The sequence below is a fragment of the Bittarella massiliensis (ex Durand et al. 2017) genome, from assembly GCF_017566145.1.
Classification (GTDB): Bacteria; Bacillota; Clostridia; order Oscillospirales; family Ruminococcaceae; genus Bittarella; species Bittarella massiliensis_A.
Genome location: NZ_JABFCL010000012.1, coordinates 1 through 25,961, shown reverse-complemented (window position 1 = coordinate 25,961; position 25,961 = coordinate 1). Strand labels below are relative to the sequence as shown.

The 25,961-nt window shown below is 63.9% G+C and carries 29 protein-coding genes; 18 read left to right on the top strand and 11 right to left on the bottom strand.

The genetic code is table 11. The annotated features are described in order from the left end of the window. The first annotated feature begins 179 nt into the window (after positions 1 to 179). From HJY11_RS10945 to HJY11_RS10915, 7 genes are all read left to right on the top strand, one after another. The gene (locus tag HJY11_RS10945) at positions 180 to 1,244 is read left to right on the top strand and encodes a D-alanine--D-alanine ligase family protein (RefSeq protein WP_208076001.1); all 1,065 of its coding nucleotides are present in this window, start codon (positions 180 to 182) and stop codon (positions 1,242 to 1,244) included. Between the two features lie 34 nt (positions 1,245 to 1,278). Beyond that, positions 1,279 to 2,094 carry a glutamate racemase gene (gene murI / locus HJY11_RS10940; protein ID WP_208076000.1) on the top strand — a complete coding sequence of 272 codons (816 nt, stop codon included), beginning with the start codon at positions 1,279 to 1,281 and terminating at the stop codon, positions 2,092 to 2,094. A 248-nt stretch (positions 2,095 to 2,342) separates the two neighbouring features. Further along, positions 2,343 to 2,786 (top strand): DUF1934 domain-containing protein, encoded by a 444-nt coding sequence (locus HJY11_RS10935; protein WP_208075999.1) that lies wholly within the window; start codon positions 2,343 to 2,345, stop codon positions 2,784 to 2,786. 231 nt (positions 2,787 to 3,017) lie between these two features. After that, on the top strand, positions 3,018 to 4,712 hold the full coding sequence (gene argS, locus HJY11_RS10930; RefSeq protein WP_208075998.1) for an arginine--tRNA ligase: 1,695 nt from the start codon (positions 3,018 to 3,020) through the stop codon (positions 4,710 to 4,712). Positions 4,713 to 5,087: 375 nt separating this feature from the next. Continuing rightward, a complete protein-coding gene (locus HJY11_RS10925; RefSeq protein WP_208075997.1) occupies positions 5,088 to 5,450 on the top strand; it encodes a PadR family transcriptional regulator in 363 nt (120 codons plus the stop codon). Beyond that, complete coding sequence (locus HJY11_RS10920; RefSeq protein ID WP_208075996.1) at positions 5,447 to 6,073, top strand: HAAS signaling domain-containing protein; 627 nt, start codon at positions 5,447 to 5,449, stop codon at positions 6,071 to 6,073. Before HJY11_RS10925 ends, HJY11_RS10920 begins: the two co-directional genes overlap by 4 nt. 156 nt (positions 6,074 to 6,229) lie before the next feature. Then, a complete protein-coding gene (locus tag HJY11_RS10915; protein ID WP_208075995.1) occupies positions 6,230 to 7,492 on the top strand; it encodes an MFS transporter in 1,263 nt (420 codons plus the stop codon). Positions 7,493 to 7,559: 67 nt separating this feature from the next. Here the strand turns inward: HJY11_RS10915 and HJY11_RS10910 are convergent, their stop codons facing one another. Continuing rightward, complete coding sequence (locus tag HJY11_RS10910) at positions 7,560 to 8,030, bottom strand: hypothetical protein (RefSeq protein WP_208075994.1); 471 nt, start codon at positions 8,028 to 8,030, stop codon at positions 7,560 to 7,562. Between the two features lie 176 nt (positions 8,031 to 8,206). After that, positions 8,207 to 9,061: an aldo/keto reductase gene (locus tag HJY11_RS10905; protein ID WP_208075993.1), complete on the bottom strand. Its 855-nt coding sequence runs from the start codon at positions 9,059 to 9,061 to the stop codon at positions 8,207 to 8,209. A gap of 216 nt (positions 9,062 to 9,277) precedes the next feature. On the opposite strand from HJY11_RS10905, the gene HJY11_RS10900 reads away from it, so the two are divergent. Beyond that, complete coding sequence (locus tag HJY11_RS10900; protein WP_208075992.1) at positions 9,278 to 10,192, top strand: phosphotransferase family protein; 915 nt, start codon at positions 9,278 to 9,280, stop codon at positions 10,190 to 10,192. Positions 10,193 to 10,389: 197 nt separating this feature from the next. Here the strand turns inward: HJY11_RS10900 and HJY11_RS10895 are convergent, their stop codons facing one another. From HJY11_RS10895 to cdd, 4 genes are all read right to left on the bottom strand, one after another. Continuing rightward, complete coding sequence (locus HJY11_RS10895; protein WP_208075991.1) at positions 10,390 to 11,019, bottom strand: TetR/AcrR family transcriptional regulator; 630 nt, start codon at positions 11,017 to 11,019, stop codon at positions 10,390 to 10,392. Between the two features lie 17 nt (positions 11,020 to 11,036). Beyond that, positions 11,037 to 11,468 (bottom strand): hypothetical protein, encoded by a 432-nt coding sequence (locus HJY11_RS10890; protein ID WP_208075990.1) that lies wholly within the window; start codon positions 11,466 to 11,468, stop codon positions 11,037 to 11,039. A 580-nt stretch (positions 11,469 to 12,048) separates the two neighbouring features. Further along, entirely contained in the window at positions 12,049 to 12,936 is an 888-nt protein-coding gene (gene rsmA / locus HJY11_RS10885; RefSeq protein ID WP_208075989.1) for a 16S rRNA (adenine(1518)-N(6)/adenine(1519)-N(6))-dimethyltransferase RsmA, read from the bottom strand. A gap of 3 nt (positions 12,937 to 12,939) precedes the next feature. Beyond that, entirely contained in the window at positions 12,940 to 13,347 is a 408-nt protein-coding gene (cdd, locus tag HJY11_RS10880) for a cytidine deaminase (protein ID WP_208075988.1), read from the bottom strand. A 222-nt stretch (positions 13,348 to 13,569) separates the two neighbouring features. Here cdd and HJY11_RS10875 point away from each other — a divergent pair, with 222 nt between their 5' ends. From HJY11_RS10875 to HJY11_RS10860, 4 genes are all read left to right on the top strand, one after another. Continuing rightward, entirely contained in the window at positions 13,570 to 14,064 is a 495-nt protein-coding gene (locus HJY11_RS10875) for a deoxycytidylate deaminase (protein ID WP_208075987.1), read from the top strand. 25 nt (positions 14,065 to 14,089) lie between these two features. Then, on the top strand, positions 14,090 to 14,998 hold the full coding sequence (locus HJY11_RS10870; protein ID WP_208075986.1) for an NAD(P)-dependent oxidoreductase: 909 nt from the start codon (positions 14,090 to 14,092) through the stop codon (positions 14,996 to 14,998). A gap of 136 nt (positions 14,999 to 15,134) precedes the next feature. After that, positions 15,135 to 15,998: an AraC family transcriptional regulator gene (locus HJY11_RS10865; protein ID WP_208075985.1), complete on the top strand. Its 864-nt coding sequence runs from the start codon at positions 15,135 to 15,137 to the stop codon at positions 15,996 to 15,998. Beyond that, positions 15,991 to 16,461 carry a hypothetical protein gene (locus HJY11_RS10860; protein WP_208075984.1) on the top strand — a complete coding sequence of 157 codons (471 nt, stop codon included), beginning with the start codon at positions 15,991 to 15,993 and terminating at the stop codon, positions 16,459 to 16,461. The genes HJY11_RS10865 and HJY11_RS10860 overlap by 8 nt, the downstream gene beginning before the upstream one ends. An 83-nt stretch (positions 16,462 to 16,544) precedes the next feature. Here the strand turns inward: HJY11_RS10860 and HJY11_RS10855 are convergent, their stop codons facing one another. After that, on the bottom strand, positions 16,545 to 17,531 hold the full coding sequence (locus HJY11_RS10855) for a nucleoside hydrolase (RefSeq protein ID WP_208075983.1): 987 nt from the start codon (positions 17,529 to 17,531) through the stop codon (positions 16,545 to 16,547). A gap of 26 nt (positions 17,532 to 17,557) precedes the next feature. Beyond that, a complete protein-coding gene (locus HJY11_RS10850; protein ID WP_208075982.1) occupies positions 17,558 to 18,646 on the bottom strand; it encodes a BMP family ABC transporter substrate-binding protein in 1,089 nt (362 codons plus the stop codon). Between the two features lie 65 nt (positions 18,647 to 18,711). Here HJY11_RS10850 and HJY11_RS10845 point away from each other — a divergent pair, with 65 nt between their 5' ends. Both HJY11_RS10845 and HJY11_RS10840 read left to right on the top strand, forming a co-directional pair. After that, a complete protein-coding gene (locus tag HJY11_RS10845) occupies positions 18,712 to 19,344 on the top strand; it encodes a Crp/Fnr family transcriptional regulator (RefSeq protein ID WP_208075981.1) in 633 nt (210 codons plus the stop codon). Between the two features lie 134 nt (positions 19,345 to 19,478). Continuing rightward, complete coding sequence (locus HJY11_RS10840; RefSeq protein ID WP_208075980.1) at positions 19,479 to 20,105, top strand: Crp/Fnr family transcriptional regulator; 627 nt, start codon at positions 19,479 to 19,481, stop codon at positions 20,103 to 20,105. A 10-nt stretch (positions 20,106 to 20,115) separates the two neighbouring features. Here the strand turns inward: HJY11_RS10840 and HJY11_RS10835 are convergent, their stop codons facing one another. Further along, positions 20,116 to 20,787 carry an HD domain-containing protein gene (locus HJY11_RS10835; protein ID WP_021660360.1) on the bottom strand — a complete coding sequence of 224 codons (672 nt, stop codon included), beginning with the start codon at positions 20,785 to 20,787 and terminating at the stop codon, positions 20,116 to 20,118. 202 nt (positions 20,788 to 20,989) lie between these two features. Here HJY11_RS10835 and HJY11_RS10830 point away from each other — a divergent pair, with 202 nt between their 5' ends. The 3 genes from HJY11_RS10830 to HJY11_RS10820 are packed head-to-tail and all read left to right on the top strand — an operon-like array spanning position 20,990 to position 22,937. After that, complete coding sequence (locus HJY11_RS10830; RefSeq protein WP_208075979.1) at positions 20,990 to 21,475, top strand: RNA polymerase sigma factor; 486 nt, start codon at positions 20,990 to 20,992, stop codon at positions 21,473 to 21,475. Next, entirely contained in the window at positions 21,472 to 22,083 is a 612-nt protein-coding gene (locus tag HJY11_RS10825) for a zf-HC2 domain-containing protein (protein ID WP_208075978.1), read from the top strand. Before HJY11_RS10830 ends, HJY11_RS10825 begins: the two co-directional genes overlap by 4 nt. Then, positions 22,080 to 22,937, top strand: coding sequence for a hypothetical protein (locus HJY11_RS10820; protein ID WP_208075977.1), 858 nt, complete (start codon positions 22,080 to 22,082; stop codon positions 22,935 to 22,937). Before HJY11_RS10825 ends, HJY11_RS10820 begins: the two co-directional genes overlap by 4 nt. Before the next feature lie 73 nt (positions 22,938 to 23,010). Here the strand turns inward: HJY11_RS10820 and rbsK are convergent, their stop codons facing one another. Continuing rightward, complete coding sequence (rbsK, locus tag HJY11_RS10815; protein WP_208075976.1) at positions 23,011 to 23,946, bottom strand: ribokinase; 936 nt, start codon at positions 23,944 to 23,946, stop codon at positions 23,011 to 23,013. Between the two features lie 254 nt (positions 23,947 to 24,200). Further along, complete coding sequence (locus tag HJY11_RS10810) at positions 24,201 to 24,902, bottom strand: peptidylprolyl isomerase (RefSeq protein WP_243764445.1); 702 nt, start codon at positions 24,900 to 24,902, stop codon at positions 24,201 to 24,203. A 257-nt stretch (positions 24,903 to 25,159) separates the two neighbouring features. Between HJY11_RS10810 and HJY11_RS10805 the strand changes: the two genes are divergently transcribed. Beyond that, on the top strand, positions 25,160 to 25,504 hold the full coding sequence (locus HJY11_RS10805) for a DUF1292 domain-containing protein (protein WP_208075975.1): 345 nt from the start codon (positions 25,160 to 25,162) through the stop codon (positions 25,502 to 25,504). The last annotated feature ends 457 nt before the right edge of the window (positions 25,505 to 25,961 follow it).

Sequence of the window (25,961 nt, the reverse complement as noted above, 5' to 3'; positions counted from 1 at the left end):
TATATCACAAGCGCTCCCCCGCGTCAAGGCTTTGGGGCGCCTTTTTCACCCTGTTTGCGTTGAATCGCCGCCGCTTTTGTGCTATGATGGGCGGGTAAATCAACCGGGGGCGCTTTTTGCCGTGTCCCGCGCATATAGATGAAGGGGGCCGCGCGCCCCGGTGAGGAGGAAAACCGCTTATGTCGAGAATCAAACTGGCCGTCCTGTTCGGCGGCGTCTCCAGCGAGTACGAGGTGTCGCTGCAGTCGGCCTACAACGTGCTGCAAAACATCCCCCAGGAGCGATACGAGGTGTTCCCGGTGGGCATCACCAAATCGGGGCGCTGGCTCTACTTCCCCGGCAGCTATGAGATGGTGCGCGACGGCAGCTGGAAGACCCACCCCGACTGTGTGGGCTGTTCCATCAGCCCCGACCGCAGCCGCCGGGGAATCGTCAAATTTCTGCCCGACGGCACCACCTCCTGCGTCAAAATTGACGCGGCCTTCCCGGTGCTGCACGGCAAAAATGGCGAGGACGGCACCGTGCAGGGGCTTTTGGATCTGGCGGGCATCCCCTACGTGGGCTGCGGCGTCCTCGCCTCGGCCTGCTGCATGGACAAGGTGGTCGCCAAGGTGCTGCTGGAACAGGCAGGGATCCAGACGGCCCCCTTCCTCTGGTTTTCCAAAGGCGACATCGACCGGCTGGACGCCTACAAAAAAGAGATCGCCCAGAACCTGGGTTACCCCTGCTTTGTCAAGCCCGCCAACGCCGGCAGCTCGGTGGGGATCACCAAGGTCAAAAAAGAAGAAGAGCTGCGGGACGCGGTGCTGTTGGCCTTCACCCACGACGACAAGGTGCTGGTGGAGAAGGCCATGGTCGGCCAGGAGGTGGAGTGCGCCGTCCTGGGCAACCGCCAGCTAATCGCCGGCGTCCCCGGGGAGATTCTCGCCGAGAGCGAGTTTTACGACTACGACGCCAAATACGTCTCCCAAAGCCCCACCGCCATCCCCGCCCGGCTCTCCCCGGCTCTGTTGGACCAGGTGCAGGAGACCGCCAAGCGGGCCTTTGCGGTGCTGGGCTGCACCGGCCTCTCCCGCATCGATTTCTTTGTGGGGGAGTTTGGCATCTGCCTCAACGAGATCAACACCCTGCCGGGCTTCACCTCCATCAGCATGTACCCCAAGATGATGGAGGCCGCCGGCATCCCCTACGGGGAGTTATTGGACCGGCTGGTGACCCTGGCCCTGGAGCGGGCGGCGGAGTGATTCTGCCGGCCCCATTTAAAAGGAGATGACTGACATGGACCCTCGCCCCATCGGCGTATTTGATTCCGGCCTGGGGGGGCTTTCGATCGTCAAGCAGGTCAAGCGGCTGCTCCCGGGGGAGCAGATCGTCTACTTCGGCGACACCGCCCGGGTTCCCTACGGCAACCGCAGCCGCCAGACCTTGCTGCACTATGCGAGGCAGGACAGCCGCTTTCTGCTCTCCCACGGGGTGAAGATGCTGGTGGCCGCCTGCGGCACCATCAGCACCGCGGTGGACGAGGGCTTCACCCGCGCCCTGCCGGTGCCCTACATGGGGGTGGTGGAGGTGACCGCCCGGGCGGCGGCCGAGGCCACCCACAGCGGCCAGGTGGGGGTCATCGGCACCGCCGCCACCGTGCGCAGCGGCGCCTTTGAACGGGCGGTGACCGGTCACCGGCCCGGGGTGCGGGTCCACTCCCGCCCCTGCCCCCTCTTTGTCCCCCTGGTGGAAAACGGCTATGTGGAGCCGGGCAATCCGGTCACCACCCTGGTGGCGAAAGACTACCTCTCCTTTGTGCCGGAGGAGGGGATCGACACCCTGATCCTCGGCTGCACCCACTTCCCCCTGCTCAAGTCGATCATCGGCCCGGTGGTGGGGGACGGGGTCAAGCTCATCGACCCCGGGGTCTGCGTGGCCCGCCGCCTGCGGAGCTTCCTCGAAGAAAAGGGGATGGAGAGCGGCCCCTCCGCCCCCGCTGAAGACTGCTACTACGTCAGCGACCGCACCGACGACTTCGAGGCGGTGGCCTCCCTCTTCATGGGGGACAGCTGGAGCGGCCAGGTGCAGCAGGTGGACATCGACGCCTTTTAGCGGGGGAAACGCCCTCTGCGCCAAAACCCTTTCCGAAAGGGGGCGGACAGCCGCCCCTTTTTTTGATGGGCGCATTTCGCCGCTGGAAGACCGGCGGCCAGGCCCCCGACGGTTGGCCGAGCGCCGCTTGGGGCAGCTCCACAGCCCGGAAAAGGGGGGAAGCACCCTTGTTTTTTGGCAGGTGATGGAGTAGAATAAACGAGTTGCTGCGATCGTTTGCCCGTGGGGCGGAAGGAGGGAACCGGACTGTGAAGAGACCCGCTGTCATCACCATTCGGGCCACCCAGTCGGTCGGGGACGAGTCGGAGACCACCGAGCTGGTCACCGAGGGGTATTTCGGTTGGCAGGAGGGGCTCGCCTTTCTCACCTACCAGGAGACCGTCGTCACTGGCTTTGAGGGCGACACCACCACCCTGCGCATCGAGGGGGAGCAAAAGGCGACCCTCCTCCGCTTCGGCGACAGCCGCACCCGGCTGATTGTGGAGCCGGGCCGCCGCCACCACTGCCACTATGACACCGGCGCCGGGATCCTGGAGCTGGAGATCGTGGGCCGCACAATTCAAAACCAGCTCACCGCCGAGGGGGGCGCGGTGGAGTTGGTCTACCACATCGACTGCACCCACACCCTGCTGGCAGTCAACCGGGTGCGCATCTCGGTGCGGCTGCGCGACCCGTCTTTTTCACCGGAATAAGCCCCAGGGCGATGCCGGTGTGGTATAATAGCCGCAAAGCGGCTATTATACCTGGGATATGGCCAGGCAGATGCGCAAGCTGTGCTTGCTCCCTGCCCCATGGCCAATACCACCGCGCTGCGCGCTTGTGGGATCACAGCCGCAAAGACCCGTCCCTAAAAAATGTCAGTCTACCCGGCAAAGGGCTGCCGCCCGCCGGTCAAATTTCCCGATTAAAGAGAGGACAAGCCTATGATCAACCCAATTTTACAAGCCAAAGGCCAGATCGCCCAGATCGTCGACCGGGCGGCCGCCGCCGCCATTGCCGCCGGGGATCTGCCCGACTGCCCTGCCGGGGAGTACGGAATCGAAATCCCCGCCGACCACAGCCACGGCGACTTCGCCTGCAACTTTGCCATGGCCGGGGCCCGCACCTACAAGATGGCCCCCCGCAAGATCGCCGACGCCATTGTCGCCCACGCCGCGTTGGAGGGGACTGGCTTCTCCCGCATCGAGGTGGCCGGCCCCGGTTTCCTCAACTTCTTTTTGGACCAGAGCTGGTTCACCGGCGCGGTGGAGGCGGTGCTGGAAGAGGGGGCGCGCTACGGCACCACCGACCTGGGCCAGGGCAAAAAGGTGATGGTGGAGTTTGTCTCGGCCAACCCCACCGGTCCCATGCACCTGGGCAATGCCCGGGGCGGCGCCCTGGGCGACTGTCTGGCCAGTGTCCTGCGCTGGGCTGGGTACGACGTGACCCGGGAGTTTTACATCAACGACGCCGGCAACCAGATCGAAAAGTTTGGCAAGTCCCTCTCCGCCCGCTACCTGCAGATCGTGCTGGGCGACGACGCGGTGGTCTTCCCCGAGGACGGCTACCAGGGCGCCGACATCCGGGTGCTGGCCCAGCAGTACATCGACGAGCACGGCACCGGCCTCGAAAAGGAGAGCGAGGAGCTGCGCAGCCAGACCCTCATCGACTACGCCCTGCCCAAAAACATTCAAAAGCTCAAGGACGACCTGGCCAAATACCGCATCCACTACGACGTGTGGTTCCACGAGAGCCAGCTCCACGAGGACGGCAGCGTCGGGCGGATCATCGAGCTGCTGCGCAGCCGCGGCCTCACCTACGAGAAGGACGGGGCTGTCTGGTACAAGGCCACCGCCTTTGGCGACGAGAAGGACGAGGTGCTGGTGCGCGCCAACGGCAACCCCACCTACTTTGCCGCCGACATCGCCTACCACTACAACAAGTTCGCCGTGCGGGGCTTTGACTGGGTCATCAACGTCTGGGGGGCCGACCACCACGGCCATGTGGCCCGCCTCAAGGGCGCCATGGACGCCGTGGGGCTGGATGGCGGCAAACTGGATGTGGTGCTGATGCAGCTGGTGCGGCTGATGCGGGGCGGAGAAGTCGCCCGGATGAGCAAGCGCACCGGCAAGGCCATCACCCTGGCCGACCTGCTGGACGAAATCCCGGTGGATGCGGCCCGCTTCTTCTTCAACCAGCGGGAGCCCAACACCCACTGCGAGTTCGACCTGGAACTGGCGGTGAGCGAGTCCTCGCAGAACCCGGTCTACTACGTCCAGTACGCCCACGCCCGCATCTGCTCCATCCTCAAGTCCCTGGCGGCCGAGGGCATCTCCCCCCGCGCCTGCACCCGGGAGGAGCTGGACCTGCTGCAGACCGAGCAGGAGCGGGAGCTCGTCCGCTTTATGGCCACCCTGCCCGACGTGGTCAACGCCAGCGTCAAGGCGCTGGACTCCTCCAAGATCACCAAGTACTGCGTCGAGCTGGCCACCCTCTTCCACAAGTTCTACAACGCCTGCCACGTCAAGGGCGAGGCGGAGGGTCTCCTGCAGGCCCGCCTGAACCTCTGCCTGGCCGTCCGCCAGGTGCTGCGCAACGTGCTGGAGATGCTGGGCATCTCGGCGCCGGAGTCGATGTAGACCATTCCCCATACCAGTATCATTGTGTTTATTTGCGAAAAAGAGGGGCACAGCCATATGGCTGTGCCCCTCTTTTTCGCATCCCCTCTCCCCTGCGCCGGCTGACAGCCACATCTGCCCGCTGGCGAGTTGAGTGCTCTCCTCGACAGATCGGCCGCCGTCCAGGGAGACAGCGGGGCCATGTGGCAATCGCCCCTCTCCCCATCCACTGCAACGCGCCGTCCGGCCACCGAACCTCTAAAGGGGGCGGGCGGCCACACGGCGCGCTGAAAAGGGAAGCCCCTTTCTCCGTTGACAAATGGTCTTGGAAAAGGGTATACTGAGGGCAGAGATATACTTAGCAACACTAAATAGTAGTGCAAAGGAGAGGTGCAGTTGGACGCCAAGTACATCCAGCAGTTTAAAAAAGGGGCGCTGGAGATGGTGCTTCTCTGCCTGCTGGCCGAGGGGGAGAGTTACGGCTACGAGATCATCACCCATCTTGGGCAACGGGGCGGCGACATCTTCGGCCCCGCCCGGGAGGGAACGGTCTACCCCATCCTCTACCGGCTGGAAGGCGGCGGCCTGATTCAAAGCCGCACCGCCCCCGCCGCGGCCAATGGGGGGACCAAGAAGTACTACTCCATCACCCCGGCGGGCAGGGCGCTGCTAGAGGAACTCACCGCCTATTGGGGCCGCTACGCGTCCTGCGTCGGCAGCTTCATCGAAAGTGCAAAAAAGGGGGGCGCAGTCAAGTGAAAGAGCGATATATCAAACAGGTGAAAAACCGGCTCCTGCTGTCGCGAGAGGCCGAGGCCAGCGTCCTCGACGGCCTGCGGGAGAGCTTTGCCTCCGCCGCCGAGCACGGCGAGGGGGAGGCGCAGACCATCGCCCGCCTGGGCCCTCCCCGCCAGTTTGCCGACGAGGTGATGGCCGATTTGGGGGATGAGAGCTTTGCCGCCGGGCGGCGGCAGCGGGCGGCGCGGGCCGCGGTGTTGACAGCCCTCTTCGCCGCGGCGCTGCTGGTGCGCGCCCTGGTGGGACCAGGCCTGCACCAGCAGGGGTTGCACACCTACGACCTCCGCCCCTACCTGCTCTTCACAGCGGCCCTCTCCCCCCTCTACTACGGGCTGGCGGGGGCGGTCATCCTCGCCCTCCCCTCGGTCTGGAAGGACCTGCGCATCCGCCGGGGCGAGGTGCGCAGGGGGATCGGCCTGCTCTGCGCGGCGCTCTTCCTGCTCCTCTGGGCATTTTTGTGGGTCTATCTCCTGGGCGGCTTTCCCCCCTATGCCTTTTCGCGGACAGCCACCTTCCTCCTTCAGTACCCGGTCTGTTTTCTCCCCCTGGGGGCGGGTGTATTCGCCGGTCTCAACCGGCGCTGACCGCTTTTTCCCTCCAAAAGAGGGCTGCCCCCATGGGGACAGCCCTCGAATTTTACATCCCCCCTTGCCCGCACCGACAAATTGCGCTAAAATAAACGCGTATTGTCAAAAGCCGGGCGCCGCCCGGCTTTTGGGACGTCGAGGAGGAGTGACACCGTGCAAAAGACTCGCAAGCCGTTTTTCTACGGCTGGGTGATCGTGGGGGCGGCCTTTGTGGTGATGGCCGTCTCCATGGGTATCGCCACCAACTGCTTTAGTCTCTTTATCAAACCCATCTGCGCCCACTTCGGCTTTTCCCGCCAGTCGGTGGGGGCCATGCAGACCATCTCCAATGCGGCGATGATGGTCACCGCCCTGTTCAGCGGCAGAATTTTCTCCCGCTTCGCCGTCAAACAGGTGATGAAGGTCAGTTCCATCGCCCTGACGGTCAGCTTTTTCTGCTACTCCCTGGCCTCGTCCATCTGGGTGTTCTACCTGATCTCGGCGGTGCTGGGGCTGGCGCTGGGCACCGTGCACATGGTGCCCCTCTCCATCCTGCTAAGCAACTGGTTTCACGAGAAGCGGGGGTTTGCCCTGGGGCTGGCCTTTATGGGCAGCGGCGTGGGCGGCATGGTCTTTAACTCCCTGGCCGGGGTCCTCATCGAGGGGACGGGCTGGCGGGTCAGCTTTCAAATCCTGGCGGCCATCATGGGGGTCACCCTCATTCCCATCGTCTTTTTCGTCATCCGCAGCAAGCCGGAGGACATGGGCCTTCTCCCCCTGGGAGAGAAGGGGGAACAGGCCCCCGCCGCCCGGATGGATCAGGGCCTTACCTTCGGCCAGGTGGTCAAGACCCCCCGCTTCTGGGCCTTCTGCCTCTGCATCATCGTCAGCGAACTCTGCATGTACGGGCTGATGATCAACATCGCCCCCCATGTCAGCGACGTGGGCTACTCCCTGCAGACCTCGGCTCTGATCTCGGCGGCCTGCATGGGCTCGCTGGCGGTGGGCAAACTGCTGCTGGGCACCCTCTACGACAAACTGGGTATCCGCATCGCCACCCTCTCGGCTTACGCCGCCACGGTGGTAGGGCTTATCGGCTGCCTTTTCGCCCACACCTCCCCCCTCTTTCTGGTGTTGGTGGTCCTCGGCGCCGGTCTGGGCTGCGCCTACGGCTCGGTTGCCTACCCCATCCTGACCCAGAGCCTTTACGGATTGCGGGATTACAGCGCCATCTACGGCTTTCTCACCGCCTTCACCCGCTTTGGCGACATGCTGACCCCCCTTGTCATGGGCGCGGTGTTTGACAGCATGGGCAGCTACCGGCCCGCCTACGCCACCTTTGCCGTGACCGCTGTGGCCATGGCCGCCGTCTGCCAGCTGATCTTCCCCCGCCAAAAGAAATCCGCCCCCCGGGAAGAGGCCGTCGCCGCCGAGTAAAAACAGAAGTAAAAAACCTCCTCTCCCGCAAGCGGGAGAGGAGGTTTTTTTACTGGGGCAGCCGCCCCTATTTGCTGTTGACCAGGTTGATCCCCTCTTGGTAGGCGGTCTGATACTCTTTGAAGAGATCGTCGCCCTGGGAGATCTTCTCGGTGTAGGCCTTGCGCTCCTCGGCGGTCATTTCATCGCTGATGGGGGTGGCAAGGGCCTCTTTGTAGAGGGCGATGCCGGCGTCCAATTTGTCGGCCGCCTCCTGGAACTTCTCGGTGCAGTCCTCGTAGCCCTTGGGGGCCTTGATCTCGAGAATTTTTTTGTACTCGGTCTGCAGCCGGTCCAGAATGTCCCCGATCTGGCCCGCGCCCTCTTCGGACTCAAAGTTCTGCAGGGCGGTATTGAACTCGTCGACAATGGGGTTGCAGGCCTCGGTGACCTCGTTGAGTTTGGACACGTAGCCGTTCTTTCCACAGCCGGTGAGGGCGCCCAGGGCAACCAGCGCCGCCAGGGAGAGACAGGCGATCTTGCGGAAGATGGATTTCATACAATTGCACTCCTCTTTTGAACTGGCCGCACCGAGAGCAAGGCGCCCGCGCGGCCTTTCTTGCCTTTAAGAATAGCACAAAAGGGGGACAAAAAGCAACCAAAACCGCTATTTCCCACCGCCGCCCCCCACCGTTCGACAGGGCTTGCAGCTGGGCAAAGGGGCAAAGGCAAGCGTTACTTCTTCTCGCCAAAGTGGTCGGGGTGGCGGCCCACCCCCAGCGCGCCGTCCAGGGAGAGGAGTTTTGCCATGTCCTCGGGGGCCAGGGCAAAGTCAAAGATGTCGGCGTTCTCCCGAATTCGCCCCTCGTGGGACGATTTGGGCAGGGGGACGATTCCCTGTTGCATGCTCCACCGCAGGCAGATTTGGGGCACCGTCTTCTGGTACTTCTCGGAGAGCGAGCACAGCACCGGATCGCCAAAGGCGTGGCCGCGCACCAGGGGGGCCCAGGCCTCCACCTGAATGCCGTTTCGCTGGCAGAAGTTCACCGCCTCCCGCTGGTGGCGCATGGGGTGAATTTCCAGCTGATCCACCATCACCGGCACCTGCGCCGTGTCCATCAGCGACTGCAGGTGGTGGGGGAGGAAGTTGCTCACCCCCAGGGCCCGGACCTTGCCGGCCCGGTAGAGCTCTTCCATGGCCCGCCAACTCTCCTGGTTGAGGGTCTGCCAGTCCCCCTCCCGCCCCTCTGGGATGGGCCAGTGGATCAGGTAGAGGTCGACATAGTCCAGTCCCAGCTGTTCCAGGGTGCGGGCAAAAGCCGCCAGGGTGGACTCGTAGCCCTGGTCGTCGTTCCACAGCTTGCTGGTGACAAACAGCTCCTCCCGGGGAAGGCCGCAATCCCGGACGGCCCGGCCCACCGCCGCCTCGTTGCCGTAGAGGGAGGCGGTGTCGATGTGGCGGTAACCGATGTCGATAGCCGCGCGCACCGCCCGGTAGGTCTCCTCCTCGTGGGTCTTGTAGGTGCCATAGCCCACGCAGGGCATTTTGACGCCGTTTTTCAAAATATAGCAATCTTGTAGGCTCTTCATTGCAAACCTCCCGGCTCTCGTATTTTCCGTACAGGCCAAAGGCCGTCTTTAGTATACCATCGGCGCGCTGGGGCAAAAGGAAAGATTTTGTGAACTTTTTCCATTTCTCAATGGGAAAGCGCCCGCGCCCTTGCCTTTTTGTCCGCCGGGTGGTATCCTTTTTTCCCACAGCAAAACGCCGCCGAAAGGGCTGATTTAAAAGAGGGGGGAACAGGTGTGAAGGAATGGCAGGACATCCCCGGCGCCGGGCGCTGGGAGGAGGTGACCCCCATCCTCGCCGGCTGGTCGGCCGAGCGAAAGTACCGGGTGCACACCCGGGCGGGAGAAGACCTTCTCCTGCGGATCACCGGCGCGGACCAGCGCCCCCAAAAAGAGGTGGAGTACCGCCGCATCCGCCGCTTCGGCGAGTTGCCCTTCCCCCTCTCCCGCGCGGTGGAAATGGGTGAGTGCCAGGGCGGTCAGTCCCTCTACATGCTGCTGGAATGGGTCGAGGGCGAGTCGCTGGAGACCGCCCTCCCCCGCCTTGCGCCGGAGGAGCAGTACCGGCTGGGGCGGGAGGCCGGCCAGTTTCTGCGGGGGCTGCACAGCCTTCCCCTCGCACCGGGGGAGGGCACGGAGGAGTTGACCGGCCGGCGGCTGCGCAAGCTGGCCCGGTACGAGCAGGGCGGCGCACGGGTGGAGGGGGACCGGGCCGCCCTCGACCTGGCCAAAACCCAGCTGCCCCTGCTGGCGGTCCGACCGGCCGTCTACCTGCACGGCGACTTTCACCTGGGCAACCTGATTTTCACCCCCCAGGGGCGGGTGGGGATCATCGACTTCAACCGCCAGCGCATCGGCGACGGGTGGGAGGAGTTTCGCATGGTGCAGGCCTTTGATGTCCCCGTCAGCGTCCCCTTCTCGGTGGGGCAGGTGCACGGCTACTGGCAGGGGGAGCCCCCGGAGGCCTTCTGGCAGGCCCTGGCGGCCTACGTCGCCTACAACGCCCTCGGCGCCGTCGACTGGGCCGGGGCCTTTGGCCCCGCCAAGGTGGCGGATATGCAGGCCCGTTGCCACAGCGCCCTGGCCGACTATGACGGCTTTGCCCAGCCGGTCCCCCGCTGGTACCGGGAGTGGAAAGGGCTCTTTTCCTAGGGGATAGCGCGCCCAACAGAGGGCGGGGCTGTCGTCCTCCCCCCTGCAAAACCCCGCTGAAGAAGGAAAAATGGGGCCCTGTCTCTGCTGCGAGCGCCCCTGTACAGGTGTGCCGCCGCAGGCAAAATGCTGCTCGACACTTTTTCTCAACTGCGGACACAACACAGGGGCGACCGAATCACCGGTCGCCCCTGTGTTCATTGTTCTGCCCCGCTCCCGTGGTCGGCGGCGAACTGGGCCACATGCCGCTCCAACAGGGCCAGACAGTCTGCCTCGTCCTCCGGCCCGGCACAGCGGGAGAGCAGCAGGAAGATGGGCCCGTAAAACTGCAGGGCCATGGCCTTTGCGTCCCCCCCGCGAAAATACCCTTGGCCGATCATCTGGGAAAAGAGTTCGGTCTGAAAGGCAATCGGCCCGTCCAGAAAGAAGTCCCGGTAGGTCGCCATCACCTCGGGGGAGGCGTACTGCTCGATGGTGAGCATCTTGCGAAACTGGGTGGCATAGGGGTCGCGGGTGCTGTGCAAAAACATCTTTCGGCAGAGCTCTGCCAACTGCTGCGGCCCGATCTCACCGTAGGCCGCGGCGAGGTCTCCCTCTCCTGCCTGGGGGACCCGCAGGGCTCGCTCGGCGGCGGCATACCGGCCCCGCATCTCCTCCACAATGGCGTCAAAGATGGCGCGCTTGCCCGAAAAATGTTTGTAGAGCGAACTCTCGCGAATGCCCACGGCGGCGGCGATGTCCCGCACGCTGACCCCGGCGTATCCCCGCCGGGAGAAGAGCTCCAGCGCCCTCTCCAAAATGATCTCCTTGGTGTTTCGCCTGGGCATGCGACCCCTCTTTTCCGTCAGAACTTCCAGCCAGTCCCCCCCGACAGCCAGAGCCAGACGCGGGAGAACTCCACAAAGGCAATTTTCATCAGCATACACCCGGCGGCCGCGAAAAACAACCCCCGCCGCCCCAACTGGCTGTCCAGAAAGGGGGTGATGACCGCGCAGAGGACCACCGCCGCCAGCACCCCGACGACAATGGCCTGGGGACCGGCGGCGGCGAAGAGGCCGGGGGCGCAGCTGCCGTCAATGGCGTGCTGCACCGAGAGATGGTAGCCGTCCCGCACAGCGGCCTGCATGCAGAGCAGCAGCCCCCAGGCCAGCACCAGCAGGGTTCTGCGCCCCCAGTGCACAATCTCCCCCCGCCGCCAGAAGGCGAGGGCCACATAGGCCACAAACCCCGCCAGCAGCAGGGTGGTCAGGGTCGACTTTCCAAAGTAGAGTTTCATAAAAACCTCCTCGGCGGCAGGCCGCCATTTGGCTAACGATCGTTCTCTTTTATGTTAGCTAACACTTGTTCGCTTGTCAAGGGATTTCTCTGCTTGGGAGCAAACCCGCCGTCATTTCTCTCTAAACCGCCTGTGCGCTCAGGTGTTTTGGCAGTTCAAAAAAGGGGGCTAACCGCCCGGGAGGAGGCGAAGGCCCTGTACCGCTTCTGTACCTTGGACAGATGAGGACTAAATCGCTTCTGCCACGGGGAGTGGCCCTCTCCCCCTTGTGCCCGCCCGTCAAAAAGCCCTCGATTCGGTGGGCCGCAATGGCTATTTCCAAATTTTCCATTTTGCCGCCCTGGGGCAACCCCGTTGGGAAAAAGGGGGTGTTGCTGACCACAAGAACCCCCCGCAGGCCTGACAGGCGGAGGGAAAAACAGCCGGCCTTCCCCTCCCCTTGCAGCGGCCTTGTTTGGGGAGAGAGAGGGAGCCAGCAGGCAAGTGCCCCGCCCCTTTTCGCCGCCGCACGGAGAGGGGTGGCTGCTGTCCACGCAAAAAAACACCCGCGGACCGAAGCCCGCAGGTGTTTTTTGTTCTTCTATCTCCCTTTTTCGCCCTGCGGCGATCTCGCCTGGGGAAAGAGGGCGGCCGCCAGGGCGGCCAACTGCTCCATGGAGAGGTTTTCCGCCCGGGCAGTGGGGGCGATCCCCGCGCCGACAAAGGCGGCGGACACCGTTTCCTTGGGCAGCCCCAGGTTCATGGAAAGGCTGTTGACGGCGGTCTTGCGGCGGCCGGCAAAGGCGGCCTTCACCACCCGGAAAAAAGCCCGCTCGCTCTCCACCGCCACCGGGGGGCGCTCCCGCACCGCCAGCTGAATCACCGCCGAGTCCACCTTGGGGGCGGGGAGGAAGCTCCCCGCCGAGACCCCAAAGACCACCCGCGGCTCGCTGAAATAGCGCACCGCCACCGTCACCGCACCGCACTCCCGGCTGCCCAGGGGGGCGCAGAGACGGGCAGCCGCCTCCTTTTGCACCATCACGGTGATGGATTTTAGGGGCAGCCGCTCCTCCAGCAGGCGCATGATCACCTGGGAGGTGATGTAGTAGGGCAAGTTGGCGCAGAGACAGACCTCCATCCCGGCAAACTCCCGCTCGATGAGCCCTTTCAGGTCGATTTTCAGGATGTCGCCGTGCACCACCGTCACGTTCTCCCGCCCGCCCAGGGTCTCTTCCAACACCGGCAGCAGCCGGTCGTCCAGCTCGATGGCCACCACCTTGCGCGCCCGCTTGGAGAGCTCGGCAGTCAGCACCCCGATGCCGGGGCCCACCTCGATCACCCCGCTGTCGGGGGTGACGCCGGAGACCTCTGCCATCCGGGGGCAGACGGTGGGGTTGATGAGGAAGTTTTGGCCCAGGGCCTTGGAGAAGGTGAAGCCGTGCCGGGAGAGGATGTCTTTGATGGAGCCGATCTTCCAGAGCTGCGGCATCCGCTAGTCCTTCTTAAAAGAAGTAAAGGCAAACGGCATGATCTCGGCAAAGGTCTTGACCATGAAATCGCCGTTTCTGGCCACCGTGTAAACCGGGGCGTCGGGCTCCATGAACTCGCAGAGGAACTGCCGGCAGATGCCGCAGGGCATGGTCTCGCAGGTGTCGCCAGCGGCCACGGCCAGGGCGAGAATCTTGCGGGAAGAGCTGTTGGTCATCATGTTGATGGCCGCCGAGCGCTCGGCGCAGATGGTGGCGCCGTAGGAGACGTTCTCCACATTGAAGCCGGTGTAGAACTTGCCGTCCTCCCCCAGCACGCAGGCGCCCACGTGAAAGCCGCTGTACGGCACATAGGCCCCCTCGCAGGAAGCGATGGACTTTTCGATGAGAATCTTCTCTTGCTCTTTTGTCATGGAAATGACCTCCTCAAAATCAGGTGGCGGCCGGTGGCCGCCCGCTTGGGCCCGGTCGCGCCGGGCGGGCTTTCCTGCGGCCATTATAGCACACTTTCCCGGCCGGGAACAGCCCCTGATCCCCGCTGGAAAATTGGGGATTTCCTTGCAAACGGTTTCAAAATCCCCTATGATAGAGAAAGAGACGCCAACTCGAAAAGAGCGACCTGGGAGGGATTAAATATGGAAAAACGGCGGGACAAGACAAACTACTACCTGGACATCGCCGAGAGCGTGCTCACCCGCGGCACCTGCCTGCGGCGAAAGTACGGGGCCATCATCGTGCGGGACGACGAGATCATCTCCACCGGCTATGTGGGCGCACCCAGGGGCCGCAAAAACTGCTGTGACCTGGGCTACTGCATGCGCAGCAAGCTGGGCGTCCCCCGGGGGGAGCGGTACGAGATCTGCCGCAGTGTCCACGCCGAGGCCAACGCCATCATCTCCGCCGAGCGCCAGAAGATGATCGGCGCCACCCTCTACCTGGTGGGGCGGGAGTGCGAGGGGGGCGGCTATGTCAAAAACGCCAGCTCCTGCTCCATGTGCAAGCGCCTCATCATCAACGCCGGCATCGAGACGGTGGTCATCCGCGACACCCGGGACGAGTACCGGGTCATCGACGTCCAGTCCGCCTGGGTGGACGAGGACGATTCCCTGACCGACGTGCTGGGCTACTAAATTGCATTCAAGGGAGGAATACGGGATGGAACGATTTTCCCACGTGGTGGTCATTGACCCCACCAACCTGACTGGCGAGGGGCGGGGGGAGCTGCGCGCCCTCTGCGACCAGGTCGATTTCTACGACACGGCCCCCGACAGCGAGGAGGAGACCATCCGCCGGATGGCGGGGTGCGACGCCCTCTTCGTCTCCTACAAGACCCCCATCTCCGCCGCGGCCATCGCCGCTGCGCCGGGCCTGCGCTACATCGGGATGTGCTGCAGCCTCTACGGGGCCGACAGCGCCAACGTGGACATCCGCGCCGCCGAGGCCCGGGGCATCCCGGTGACCGGCATCTTCGACTACGGCGACGAGGGGGTCATCGAGTACGAGGTGGCCGCCCTGGTCAACCTGCTCCACGGCTTTGAAGGGCCCCTCTGGCGGGGGGAACCGCGGGAGCTGGGGGGCCTCAAGGTGGGGATCATCGGCCTGGGAACGGTGGGGATCAAGCTGGCCCGCGCCCTACAGTTCTTCGGCGCCCAACTCTACTACTTCAGCCGCACCCCCAAACCCCAGGTGGAAAAGGAGCTGGGCATCCGCTATCTGCCCCTGCGGGAATTGCTGCAGACCTGCGACGCCGTCTCCACCCACCTGCCCCGGGGGACCCGCCTGCTGGGCAGGGAGGAGTTCGCCGCCTTCTCGGGCGGAAAACTGCTGCTCAACACCTCCCTGGGGGACACCTTTGACCGGGCCGCCCTCAAGGGGTGGCTGGCGGAGGATGAGGACAACTACTACCTCTGCGACGGCTGCGGCATCGGCGACGCCGCCCCCGAACTGGAGGGGCTGCGGGGGGTGCTGTTGACCCACCGGGGGTCTGGCGCCTCCCTGCAGATGAACCAGCGGCTCAGCCGCAAGGTATTGGACAACGCCCTGGCCTTTTTACAGGGCCGGTAGACACCCGCTTTTCCCGCGCGGCGGCAGGGGCGCCCTCCCTGCCGCCGCGCGTTTTTTCGGCCTCGCGGAATCCGGCCGCCAAAAGAGAGGAACCCTTCCGCCCCCGGCGGTATGATGTGGACAAGGAGTGGATTTCATGGAGTGGATCGAGCAACTGAACCTGGCTGTGCGCTATATTGAGGAACACCTCGCCGGCGAACTGGACCTGGAGGAGGCGGCCAAAGTGGCCTGCTGTTCCTCCTATCACTTTCAGCGGATGTTCAGCTACCTGGCGGGGGTCCCCCTCTCCGAGTACGTCCGCCGGCGGCGGATGTCCCTGGCCGCAGTGGACCTCTGCCGGGGGGAGGAGACGGTCCTCGACATTGCCCTGCGCTATGGCTACGCCTCCCCCACCGCCTTCAACCGGGCTTTTCAGGGCGTGCACGGCATCGCCCCGTCCCTGGCCAAAAAGGGCGGCGCACCCCTGAAATCCTATCCTCCCGTCAGTTTCAAAATCACCGTCAAAGGAGTGGAGGAAATGAACTACCGCATAGAAGAGAGAGGCCCCATCCGCATTCTGGGGATCAGCGCGCCCCTGCACCGGGAGATCCAGCAGAACTTTGCCGTCGTCCCCCAGATGTGGGAGCGGGCCGCGGCCGACGGCACCATCCCCCGGCTGGCCGCCCTGATGGACACCCCGCCCATGGGGCTTTTGGGGGTCAGCGCCTGTGGCGACGGGGAGGAGTGGTGCTATTTCATCGCCGTCTCCTCCAGCCAGCCCGCGCCTGCGGGGCTGGAGGAGTACACCATCCCCGCCTTCACCTGGGCCGTCTTCCTCGGCGGCGGCACCGGCCGCTCCATCCAGGAGCTGGAACAGCGCATCGTCACCGAGTGGCTGCCCACCTCGGGCTACGAGTACGCCGACGGCCCGGACGTGGAGGTCTACCTCAACCCCGACCCCCAAAACACCCAGTACGAGGTCTGGATCCCGGTCATCAAGAAGGAGTTCCCCCGTGGCTGACAGCGCACCGGAGCGCTTTCTCGCCGCCCTGGACGAGGGGGAGCGCCCCGCGGCCCAGGCCCTGATCCAGCTGCTCGCCGAGGGCGGCTGCCCCTGCGCCCTCAAAGAGGCCAGGAGCGGCCCCACCCTCTCCTTTAAACGGGGGGGCAAAGGGGGCTCCCTGGCGGTCTTTGTCTGCCGCAAGTCGGGGGCCAAGGTGCGCCTCTACCCCCAGCGCGCCCTCGCCGACGCCGCCCTCCTCGACGGGCTGCCCGAGGGGATGAAGGACGCCGTCCGCCGCGCCGCCCCCTGCAAGCGGCTGGTGGGCAGCGGGGCCTGCAACCCCCGCTGTCCCATGGGGGTCTCCTTCTCACTGGATGGGCAGCCGTTGCAGCTCTGCCGGCACACCGCCTTCTTCTTTTCCCTGCGGGAGGAGACCCTCCCCGCCCTAAAGCGCCTTCTCGCAAGTGAATTGCCCGCATAGCGGCTGCAAAGCGCCCCCGCCTGGCTAAGAGGCGGGGGCGCTTTGATTTGGAAAAGGGAGGTTTCAAATGCCCACGCGGGCACTCACTTGCTCAGCACCCGGAACAGTTCGGTGAATACCCCGTCCCGGTCGATGTTGTAGACATATCCCATCAGGTGGCGCAGGGATCCCACCTCATAGTAGCCGCTGTAGGAGGGCTGCACGCTGGTGACCAGCCGGCTCTGGGCGAAGTCGCCCTCCATCAGCCAGGCCACTGGGGCCACGTCCCAGATGATCCGGCTCCAACAGCCCCTCTGGCGGTAGATGGCCGCCTCCTCCGCGGTGACGTCGCAGAGGTAGTCGCAGAGGGGATTTTTTCCCCGCAGCCAGTGCTCCAACTCGGGGCCGGTGACGGCCAGGGCGTTGGTGACCCCGTTGGCCGGGCACTGCACCAAGGGCAGCCCGGTGCCGAAGAGAACCCGCGCGGCGGCGATGTCTTGCAGCAGATTAAAGCCCTTGCAGTTGGGCCAATCCCGGCTGTGGCCGCCCAGCCAGACCACCACAATCTTCTGGCAGATGGCCGGCTCGAGCAGCACGGCGGAGGCCAGATTGGTGGCGGCGGCAATGCCGATTACGTAGAGGGGCTCATCGTCGGGCTGGGCCAGGGCCAACTCCACCAGCCGCCGGGCGGCGGGGGTCTCCTCCGGCTCGGTCTCGCTTTTTAAAAATCGCTTCGCTCCCCGGTAGACAAGCCCGGCTTTCTCCTCCTGCCCCACCAGTTTTAAAACCCGCAAAATTTCCCGGTAGGAGCGCTCCATCCCCAAATCTGGGGTCTCGGCCTTGATGTTTTGGAAGGGAGCGGCTAAAATAGCCTTGAGGTCAAAGCGCTGGGGGTTTTTGAGCAGGTAGGCCAGGGCGTACTGGTCGTCCACCTCGTTGAAGGTGTCGGTGTCCAGCACCACCGCCAGCCGCCTGCCCCCCTCGGGGCGCTGTAAGCGCCGGGCCAAAAATTCGGGGCTGCAGGCGGACTGGGGCCATTCCCGGCCGTACCCCGCGTCAAAATATGCCTGTAAAATGGGACTGCAATCCATTGTTCATCCTCCTGGTCGGTTTTCCGCTAGGGCTTGACCCCGTCGCGCATCTGCACAAAGACGCCCTGCTCCATTCCATAGGCAGTCTGCACCTTTAGCTCCCCCGAGGAAATTTTCTCCTCCAGGCCGTCGATGTAGTCGCGGGTCTCCTGCGGCACCTGTTTTTGGTAGTAGTCATTTTCCGCCAGCACCGTGGCCCCCTCTTTGACCCCCCACTTCACCTTGGTGCCATAGGGGGTTTCCCCCTTGAGGGTCTCGCCGATGGTTTTGTACAGAGAGGTGTCGTTGCGCTTGGTCATCGAGGTGAGGATCACGTCGGCAACCTCGGGCTTGCTGTCCACAAAGAATTCCCGCTGGTCGGCGTCCACCCCAATGCCCCAGACCTTTTTCTCCTGGCAGGCGGAGAAGAGGCCCAGTCCGGCGCCGCCGGCCACTTGGTGCAACACGTCAGCTCCCGACTGGCTGATCTGCACCAGCGCCAACTCTTTTGCCTTGGCGGTGTCGGTGTAGCCCCCCACGTAGGAGGAGGCCACCTTCCCCTTGGGATTGGCGTAGGTCGAGCCCTGAATGTAGCCCACCAAGAAGTCGTTGATGCCGGTGGAGTCGTTGCCGAGCACACAGCCGATGGTGCCGGTATTTGACATCTTCTGGGCCAGCGCCCCGGCCAAAAACTCGCCCTGGTGCTGCATGTAGGTGATGGCAAAGACATTCTCCATGTGGAGCTCGTAATCGGGGTCGATGTCAAAGCCGATGAATTTGGTATTCGGGTAATCCTGGTAGTACTGCTCCAGCGTCTCGATGACCTCGTTGCCGGTAAAGACCACAATGTCGTAGCTTTCGGCGGTGTCGAGAAGGGTGGGGGCGATCTTGGCCTTGTCGGTGCCGTACTCCACGGCCTTGGCCTCGATCCCGTAGTCCTCGCCCGCCTTTTTCACACCGGCCCAGGCCAGGTCAGCAAAGGACTTGTCGCCCAGGGCGCCGGTGATAAACGCCACGTTGCGAGGGGTGCTTTTTTCGGATGCGTCGCCGCCCGATTCCTTCTGGTCGCCGCACCCGGCAAGCAGGGTGCCGGCGGCAAGAGTCAGAGCCAGCAAACTGGCGATTGTCTTTTTCATTTTTCTTCCTCCAAAAAATCCATCTGGGTCATTGTCTTTCCATTTTGATCAAGGGGGCGATCTTCATGTTGATGCGGGAACCCTACGACATTCTCAAGAGCCACGGACACCTGAACCGGTGGACCGAGGTCACCTTTCAGGCCGGCGATGTCATCTCCTCCATCGGGGAGATCATCGTTCAGGTCTACCTGATTGTCGAGGGCGAAGTGCGCACCGTCCTCCCCCTCACCGACGGGGTGGAGCTGGAGGTGGCGCGGGTGGGCCCCGGCACCTTTCTGGGCGAATTGGCCGTTCTCTGCGACGAGCCGCCCCTGGTGGACACCATTGCCTGCACCCCCTGCAAGATGCTCCGCGCCCCGGCAGGCATCTATCTGGACATCCTGCGGCGGGACAACGAACTCTGTCTCTGGGCGGCGCGGTACTGCGCCCAGGGGATCCTCAACTACACCCGGGACACCGTCTCCAACATCCATCGCCCCCTCAAGGGGATGATCGCCGAATACCTCTGCCGGGAGGCGCGCCGCCGCGGCGAACCGCTGCGGCTGGACAAACCGGCCATGGCCACCCTCCTGGGCACCACCGTGCGCACGGTGAACCGCTATCTCAAGGAGCTGCGGGAGGAGGGGATCATCGCCCCCGCCGGAGACGGCGTCCGGATCGCCGATCCCCAGCGCCTCAAGGGGCTGATTTCATTGTAAACAAAAAGGCAGGGCTGCGAATAGGTTCGCTGTCCCGCCTTTTTGCACAAACAATCGGTGTTTTTTTGTATATCTCTTCCAATCTGCTGCTTTTGAGCCGTGCTGCTTGGCACAGGGAAAGGGGGACGCCCACAGTGGACAGTCCATATCAACTCCTCCGCGCAGGCGGACAACTGAAGCGGTGGCGACCGGTCTCCTTCGCCGCCGGACAGACCATCTTCTCCCCCGGGGAGATCGCCGTGCACGTCTACTTGCTTCTGGAGGGACAGGTCTGCACCCTCCGCCTTCTCCCCAACGGCGCCTATCTGGCCGGCCGCCCGGTGGGGCCCGACATCTTTTTGGGAGAACTAAACGTCCTCACCGGGGAGGTCTCCCTGGTGAAGATCGAGGCGGTCACCCCCTGCCGGGCGCTGCAGATCACCGCCGGCGAATTTATGGAGATCATTCGCAGCGATCCAGCCCTCTCCCTCTGGGAGGCACAGTATTGCGCCCAGGGGATTCTCAACTACACCCGCCAGGTGGTGTTCGACCTCTACCGCCCCGCCAAGGAGCGGGTGGCCGAATACCTCTGGACGCTGGCCCAGAACCGGGGGCAACCCCTGTCCGTCGACAAGGAGGCCCTGGCCGCCATTCTGGGCAGCACGGTGCGCACCGTCAACCGCTATCTGAAGGAACTGCGGGACGACGGGGTCATCGCCCTGGTCGAGGGGGGCGTCGTCATCGCCGACCCCGCCCGCCTCAAGCGGCGCTTTCACCCCTGAATAAACTCTCCTACGAGACCAGCAGCACCCCGTTGATCTCCAGGTGAAAGCGCAGTTTGAGGAAGTTGGCCGCCTTTTTGCACAGGACCATCCGCTGCAAAAAGATCTCAAAGTAGTCCATCACGTCGGAGATGGCGCTGTCCAGCTCCAGCCGCAGGAGGATGACCGACCGGTCCTCTGACAGTTGCAGACTGCTGTTGGTGACGGCGTAGTTGACCCGGTCGTGAATCTCGTGGTGGCGCACAGGGCCCCGCACCCGGTTGCGGCGCACGTCCGACTTGTCGGCCAGGATCAGGGCCGCCGAGGCGGGGTTGACCGGCTGGGCTGTGCCCTCGTCGTGGTTGCCGATGGCCGCCACCACCGTGGCCACCTCCTCCGGCGCCATCCCCAACTCCTCCAGCAGGCGAAAGGCCATCAGCGCCCCCGACTGGGCGTGGGCCACCCGGTTGACGGTGTTGCCGATGTCGTGCATGAAGCCGGCGATCCGGGCCAGCTCCACCTCCCGGGGGGAGTAGCCCAGGGCCGCCAACAGGTCGCCGGCCTTCTGGGCGCAGAGGGTCACGTGGGCAAAGGAGTGCTCGGTAAACCCCAGGGCCGAGAGCATCTCGTCCGCCTTTTGAATGTAGGTGCGAATCTTCGGGTTGCTGCGAATGTCCTCATAGGTGATGGTCTTCTCGTTCATCCCGCTCCTCCTTCTCGGCTGCAGGGCGCAGCCAATCTGTTTTTAATGTTTGATGATAGCACCCATCCTATCCCGCGTCAAGCAGAGAATTTTGCGTTTTGCCCCTTTTTTTCGAGAGGGGGCGTAACGCCGAGCCCCTTTTTGGCGACAGATAGGTGAAGACACCCCAATGGGCCCGCCGGCCGGAGAGGAGGGAGCCGCCTTGCACCCCATCGAGCGCTTTTACCGGCAGTACCGAGACGATGTCTACCGCTACCTGTTGGGGCTGGCGCGGGACCCGAGCCTGGCTGAAGACCTCCTCTCCGAGACCTTTTTGGAGGCGCTGCGGGCCCTCCCCGCCTTTCGGGGGGCGTCCTCGGCCAAAACCTGGCTCTTCGGCATCGCCCGCAACGTCTGGCTGCGGCAGCTGCAAAAGGGGCGCTCCCACGTCCCCTTTGACGAGCGGCTGGGCCTCTACCTGGCCGACGGGCTGGATGACCTCTGCCGCCGCCAGACCCTGGCGCGCATCGGGCAGCTGCTGCACCGGCGGGGCGACCCCGCCGAGACGGTGGTGCGGATGCGGGCCGACGGCTGGCCCTATGCCGAGATTGCAAAGCGGCTGCAAATCTCCGAGTCGTCGGCCCGGGTGATTGACTTTCGCGCCAAGCGCTGGCTGCGCGCCGCGCTGGAAAAGGAGGGATCGCTGTGAGCGGTGAACGAACCGACATCCCCTGCCAGGTCTGTCTGGACCTCTGGCCCCTGGTCTGCGACGGGGTGGCCAGCGAGGAGAGCCGCCACCTGGTGGAAGCCCATCTGGCCCACTGCCCATCCTGCCGGACGGAGACCGGCGAAGCCCCTTCCCTGGCCCCCCCTGCGCCGCCCGACGACGGGCGGGTGCTGGCCGCCCTGCGCCGCCGGCTGCTGGCCGGTGGGCTGCTGCTGGCCGGGCTGGGCTGCCTGGTGGGGCTCGCCATCACCTACTCCGCCAACATGTTTTACAACCTGATCCTCCTCCCCCTGGCGGGGGCGGCGGGGGCCCTGGCCCTGGGCAGGCGCTGGCCCTGGGCGCCCCTGGGCTGCTTTGGGCTGACCTATCTCTGGCTGTTCCTCCGCGCCGGCTGGGAACTGCTGGTTCACCCCGGGAGTATGGGCTGGGGAGAGGGGCTCTCCTTTCTCCTCCTCTCCCCCCTCTTGATGGCCCTGATTTACAGCCTGCTCGCCCTGGCGGGGGCGGTGATCGCCAGGCTGTTGGCCTTTGTCTTTCGGCGGGAGCCCGACGGCCCCGCCCGACCCCACCGCCCAGGAGGTGCAACATGAACGCCAACCGATCCCGCAAAAAAACCGCTCTAAAGGCCCTGGCCCTGGCGGCCGCCCTGCTGCTGATGGCGCTGCTGGCCCTTTTGGCCAACGCCTTTGTGGGCAACCCCCTCTCGGCCTGGATGGCGCGGCGGGACATCGCCGCCTATGTGCAGTCCGCCTACCCCCAGCAGGAGTGGCAGGTGGAAAAGGCCCACTACAACTTCAAGTTCGGCGAATACACCGCCCAGGTGCAGAGCCCTGTCAGCGAGGACACCCGCTTTGCCGTCTACTGGCAGGGGGGCAAGGTCAAATACGACGACTACGGCACCTATGTCACCGACCGCTGGAACACCCGCCAGCGGCTGGAGGAGCACTACAGCGCCGAGGTGATCCCCCTCCTCCAGGCGGTCCCCGGGCTGGAGGAAAACAACTCCATGGTGACATTGGGGGGAAAGGGCGGCTCCTCCGAGGCGGCCGTTCGCGCCCTGCCGCTGGACGTCCCCTTCTCCAGGTCCCTCTCTGATCAGTGGGAGCTCACCATCCGCGCCGACTGGGAGGACGACTCCCTCCCCGCCCTGGCGCAGATGTTCGAGTCCGCCCACCAAAAGCTGACGGCGGCTGGCTGCACCTTTGCCCGCTACCACTTCTTCACCACCACCGGGGAGGGCACCTCCATCATGATCGACAATCTCTCCCCCGCCGACATCGAGAGCGGCGAACTCCTTGCCCGACTGGAGGCCGCCCTGCGGGAGGGAGAGGCACGGGAGGAGGCCGAGCGCCAACAGATGGAGGAGAACGGCGGCCGGCTGGAAAAGGGCGAACCCCTCGACGAAAACCGCCTCACCGTCTACATCCACCGCAAAGAGGATTAGTCGCCCTGCATGACAAAAGCGGCCCGTCCCCCGGAGCAGGGAGACGGGCCGCTTTTTGGGTCGCTTTTTTGCGCTATTTGATCAGGCCGTTTTCGGCGATGAAGGCATCCACCTCGGCGCGGTGGGGCATGGCCACCGAGGTGCCCATCTTGGTCACCGCCAGGTTGGACACCGCATTGCCGAAGGCGCAGGCCTCAAAGAGGTCCTTCCCCTCGGCCAGGGCGGCCACAAAGCCGCCGTTAAAGGCGTCTCCCGCACCGGTGGTGTCCAGCACCGGCACATCGTAGTTGCCAAAGAGCTGGTGGCGCTGGGGGGTGACGGCCAGCACCCCCTGTTTGCCCAGGGTGATGACCACCTGGCCCACCCCCTTGTCCAAAAAGACCTGGGCGGCCTTCAGGGCGTCGTCGGGGGTCCTGATCTCCACCCCGGTGAGGATGGAGGCCTCCACCTCGTTGGGGGTGATCACGTCCACCTGGCGCAGCATCTCATCGGTGATGGGCTGCACCGGCGCGGTGTTGAGCACCACCGTGGTGCCGCTGCGGTGGGCGATGTCGATCACCTTTTCCACAGCGTCCACATTGGTCTCCAGCTGGGTCAGCAGGATGCCCGCCCCCTCGATGAGGGGGGTCACCTGGGCGATGTCGGCATCGTCAAAGGTGGAGCAGGCGCCCAGGGTCACCAAAATCTGATTTTGGCTGGTGTGTTCATCCACCATGATCAGGGCCGCGCCGGTGGACGCCTTGTCGGTGACAAAGACGTGGGAGCGGTCCATCCCCTCGCCCTCCATCATCTCCAGGCAGACGTTGGCAAAGCTGTCCTCGCCCAACTTGGTCACCATCTCCACCCCGGCGCCGGCCCGCTTGGCGGCCACCGCCTGGTTAAAGCCCTTGCCGCCGGGCCCCATCTTGAACAGGTCGCTCTTGACCGTTTCGCCGGGCACGGGCAGGTGATCCGCCCGGGCCATCAAATCCACCACGAAACTGCCGAATACCACCACTGGTTTTGCCATCGAACATCTCTCCCCTCACCGGCCCGCAGGGAGCCGGGACACTTCTTGATATTCCCATTGTACCCTTCTCGGAGAGGCCCCGTCAACCAATTGTAAAAACGTTTTTGCAAAATTGGAAATCTCACCAAAAAAGGGCGCTTTCCTTGTGCAGGATGGTGTAAATATTTTTCGCGTTCGACTGGGTTTTACCCCGCCAAAGCGCCAAAAAGCGCCCCGCCGGCATCGCTGCCGGCAGGGCGCTTCCCCTCTCCCCTTTACTGGGCCCACTCGCCGTAGGTGGTCACGTCGATGGACTGGATCACCACGTCCTCCTTGGGCTTGTCGCCGGCGCTGGTCTCCACCTTGGAGATGGCGTCGGCCACCTCCTGCCCGGCGATGACCTGGCCAAAGACCGAATAGCCGCCGTCCAGGTGGGGGCTACCGCCCTTTTCTCTGTAGGCCTGGATGATCTCCTGTGGCCAGCCCACCTGCTCCATCTGCTCCAGCAGCGAGGGGTCCACCTTGTCGCCGGTGACGATGAAGAACTGGCTGCCGTTGGTGTTGGGGCCGGCGTTGGCCATGGAGAGGGCCCCCACGAAGTGGCGCAGATCGCTGCTGACCTCGTTTTCAAAGACGCGGCCCCAGATGCTCTGGCCACCGCGGCCGGTGCCCTCGGGGTCGCCTCCCTGGATCATAAAGCCCTCGATCACCCGGTGAAAGATGACCCCGTCATAGTAGCCGTCCTTGGCGTGGGTGAGAAAGTTCTCGCAGGCCTTGGGGGCCTTTTCGGGGAAGAGGACCAGGGAGATGTCCCCCTGATTGGTGTGCATGACGGCCACAGGTGCGTCCTGGGCCGGGGTTTGAAACTGCATAGGCATCTTGCTTCCGCTCTCCTTCTTCTCTGTGCCGCACCCGGCGAAGAGCAGGCTGCAAGCCAGCGCCAGCGCCAGGGGAACAGACCAGTTTTTTCGGTTCATTGCGCGCCCTCCCAATTGGATTGCACTGTCTATCCTACCCTGTTTTAGCGGCAAATGCAAGAAAAAGCGGGCGCTTTTTGGCAAATTGGGGCGGCTGGGGACAGGGCCGAAAAATGGGCGCCTTTTGCTGTTGACGAACCCCCTGTAAAGAGGGTACAATAAAGACAGGGAAGAGGCGCCGGCCACCGGTCCTCCCCCGTGCAAAGGCCCCTGCAGACAGGGCCCCTTGCCCATCAGCAAATGAGGAGGTCATTCCCATGGCCCAAGATTTTGAGCCCCTTTCCGCGGGCAGCGAGAACGAGCAGGAGACCGGCGAGCCCTATATCGTCACCATGAGCGACGAGGACGGGTGCGAGCACAGCTTTGAGCTGGTGGACTCGATGGAAAAAGATGGGGTCCTCTACACCGCGCTCATCCCCATGTACGACCAGCCCCAGGAGATGCTGGAGAGCGACGGCCAGCTGGTCATCATGAAGTCGGAGGAGGACGAGGGCGAAGAGGCGGTCTTCACCCCCATTCAAAACGACGAGGAGTTCGGCGAGATTGCCCAGATTTTCATCGAGCGCTTGAGCGATCTCTACGACATCGAAGAGGAGGAATAACCCCCTCTTCCCCCGGGAAAACTGAAGAGGAGGAGCGCCGTTCTCCTCCCTCGAGTTGTTCCCCTATATATAGATTTGAAAGTTTATCTGTCAGTGGCAGATGTCATCTATCTTCCGGCCCCGTCCAAGGCGTAAAGCACTCATTTTTCCGTAGAAAAAATGAGTGTAGTCTCGAAGATCAACTCTGCCGGTGGCAAGCACCACCGATCTTCCGGCCCCGTCCGAGGCGTAAAGCACTCATTTTTTCCATAGAAAAAATGAGTGTAGCCTCGAAGGGAATATCTGCCGGTGGCAGATGTCATCTATCTTCCGACCCCGTCCGAGGCGTAAAGCATTCATTTTTTCCGTAGAAAAAATGAATGTAGCCTCGAAGATCAACTCTGCCGGTGGCAGACACTATCCATCTTCCGACCCCGTCCGAGGCGTAAAGCATTCATTTTTTCCGTAGAAAAAATGA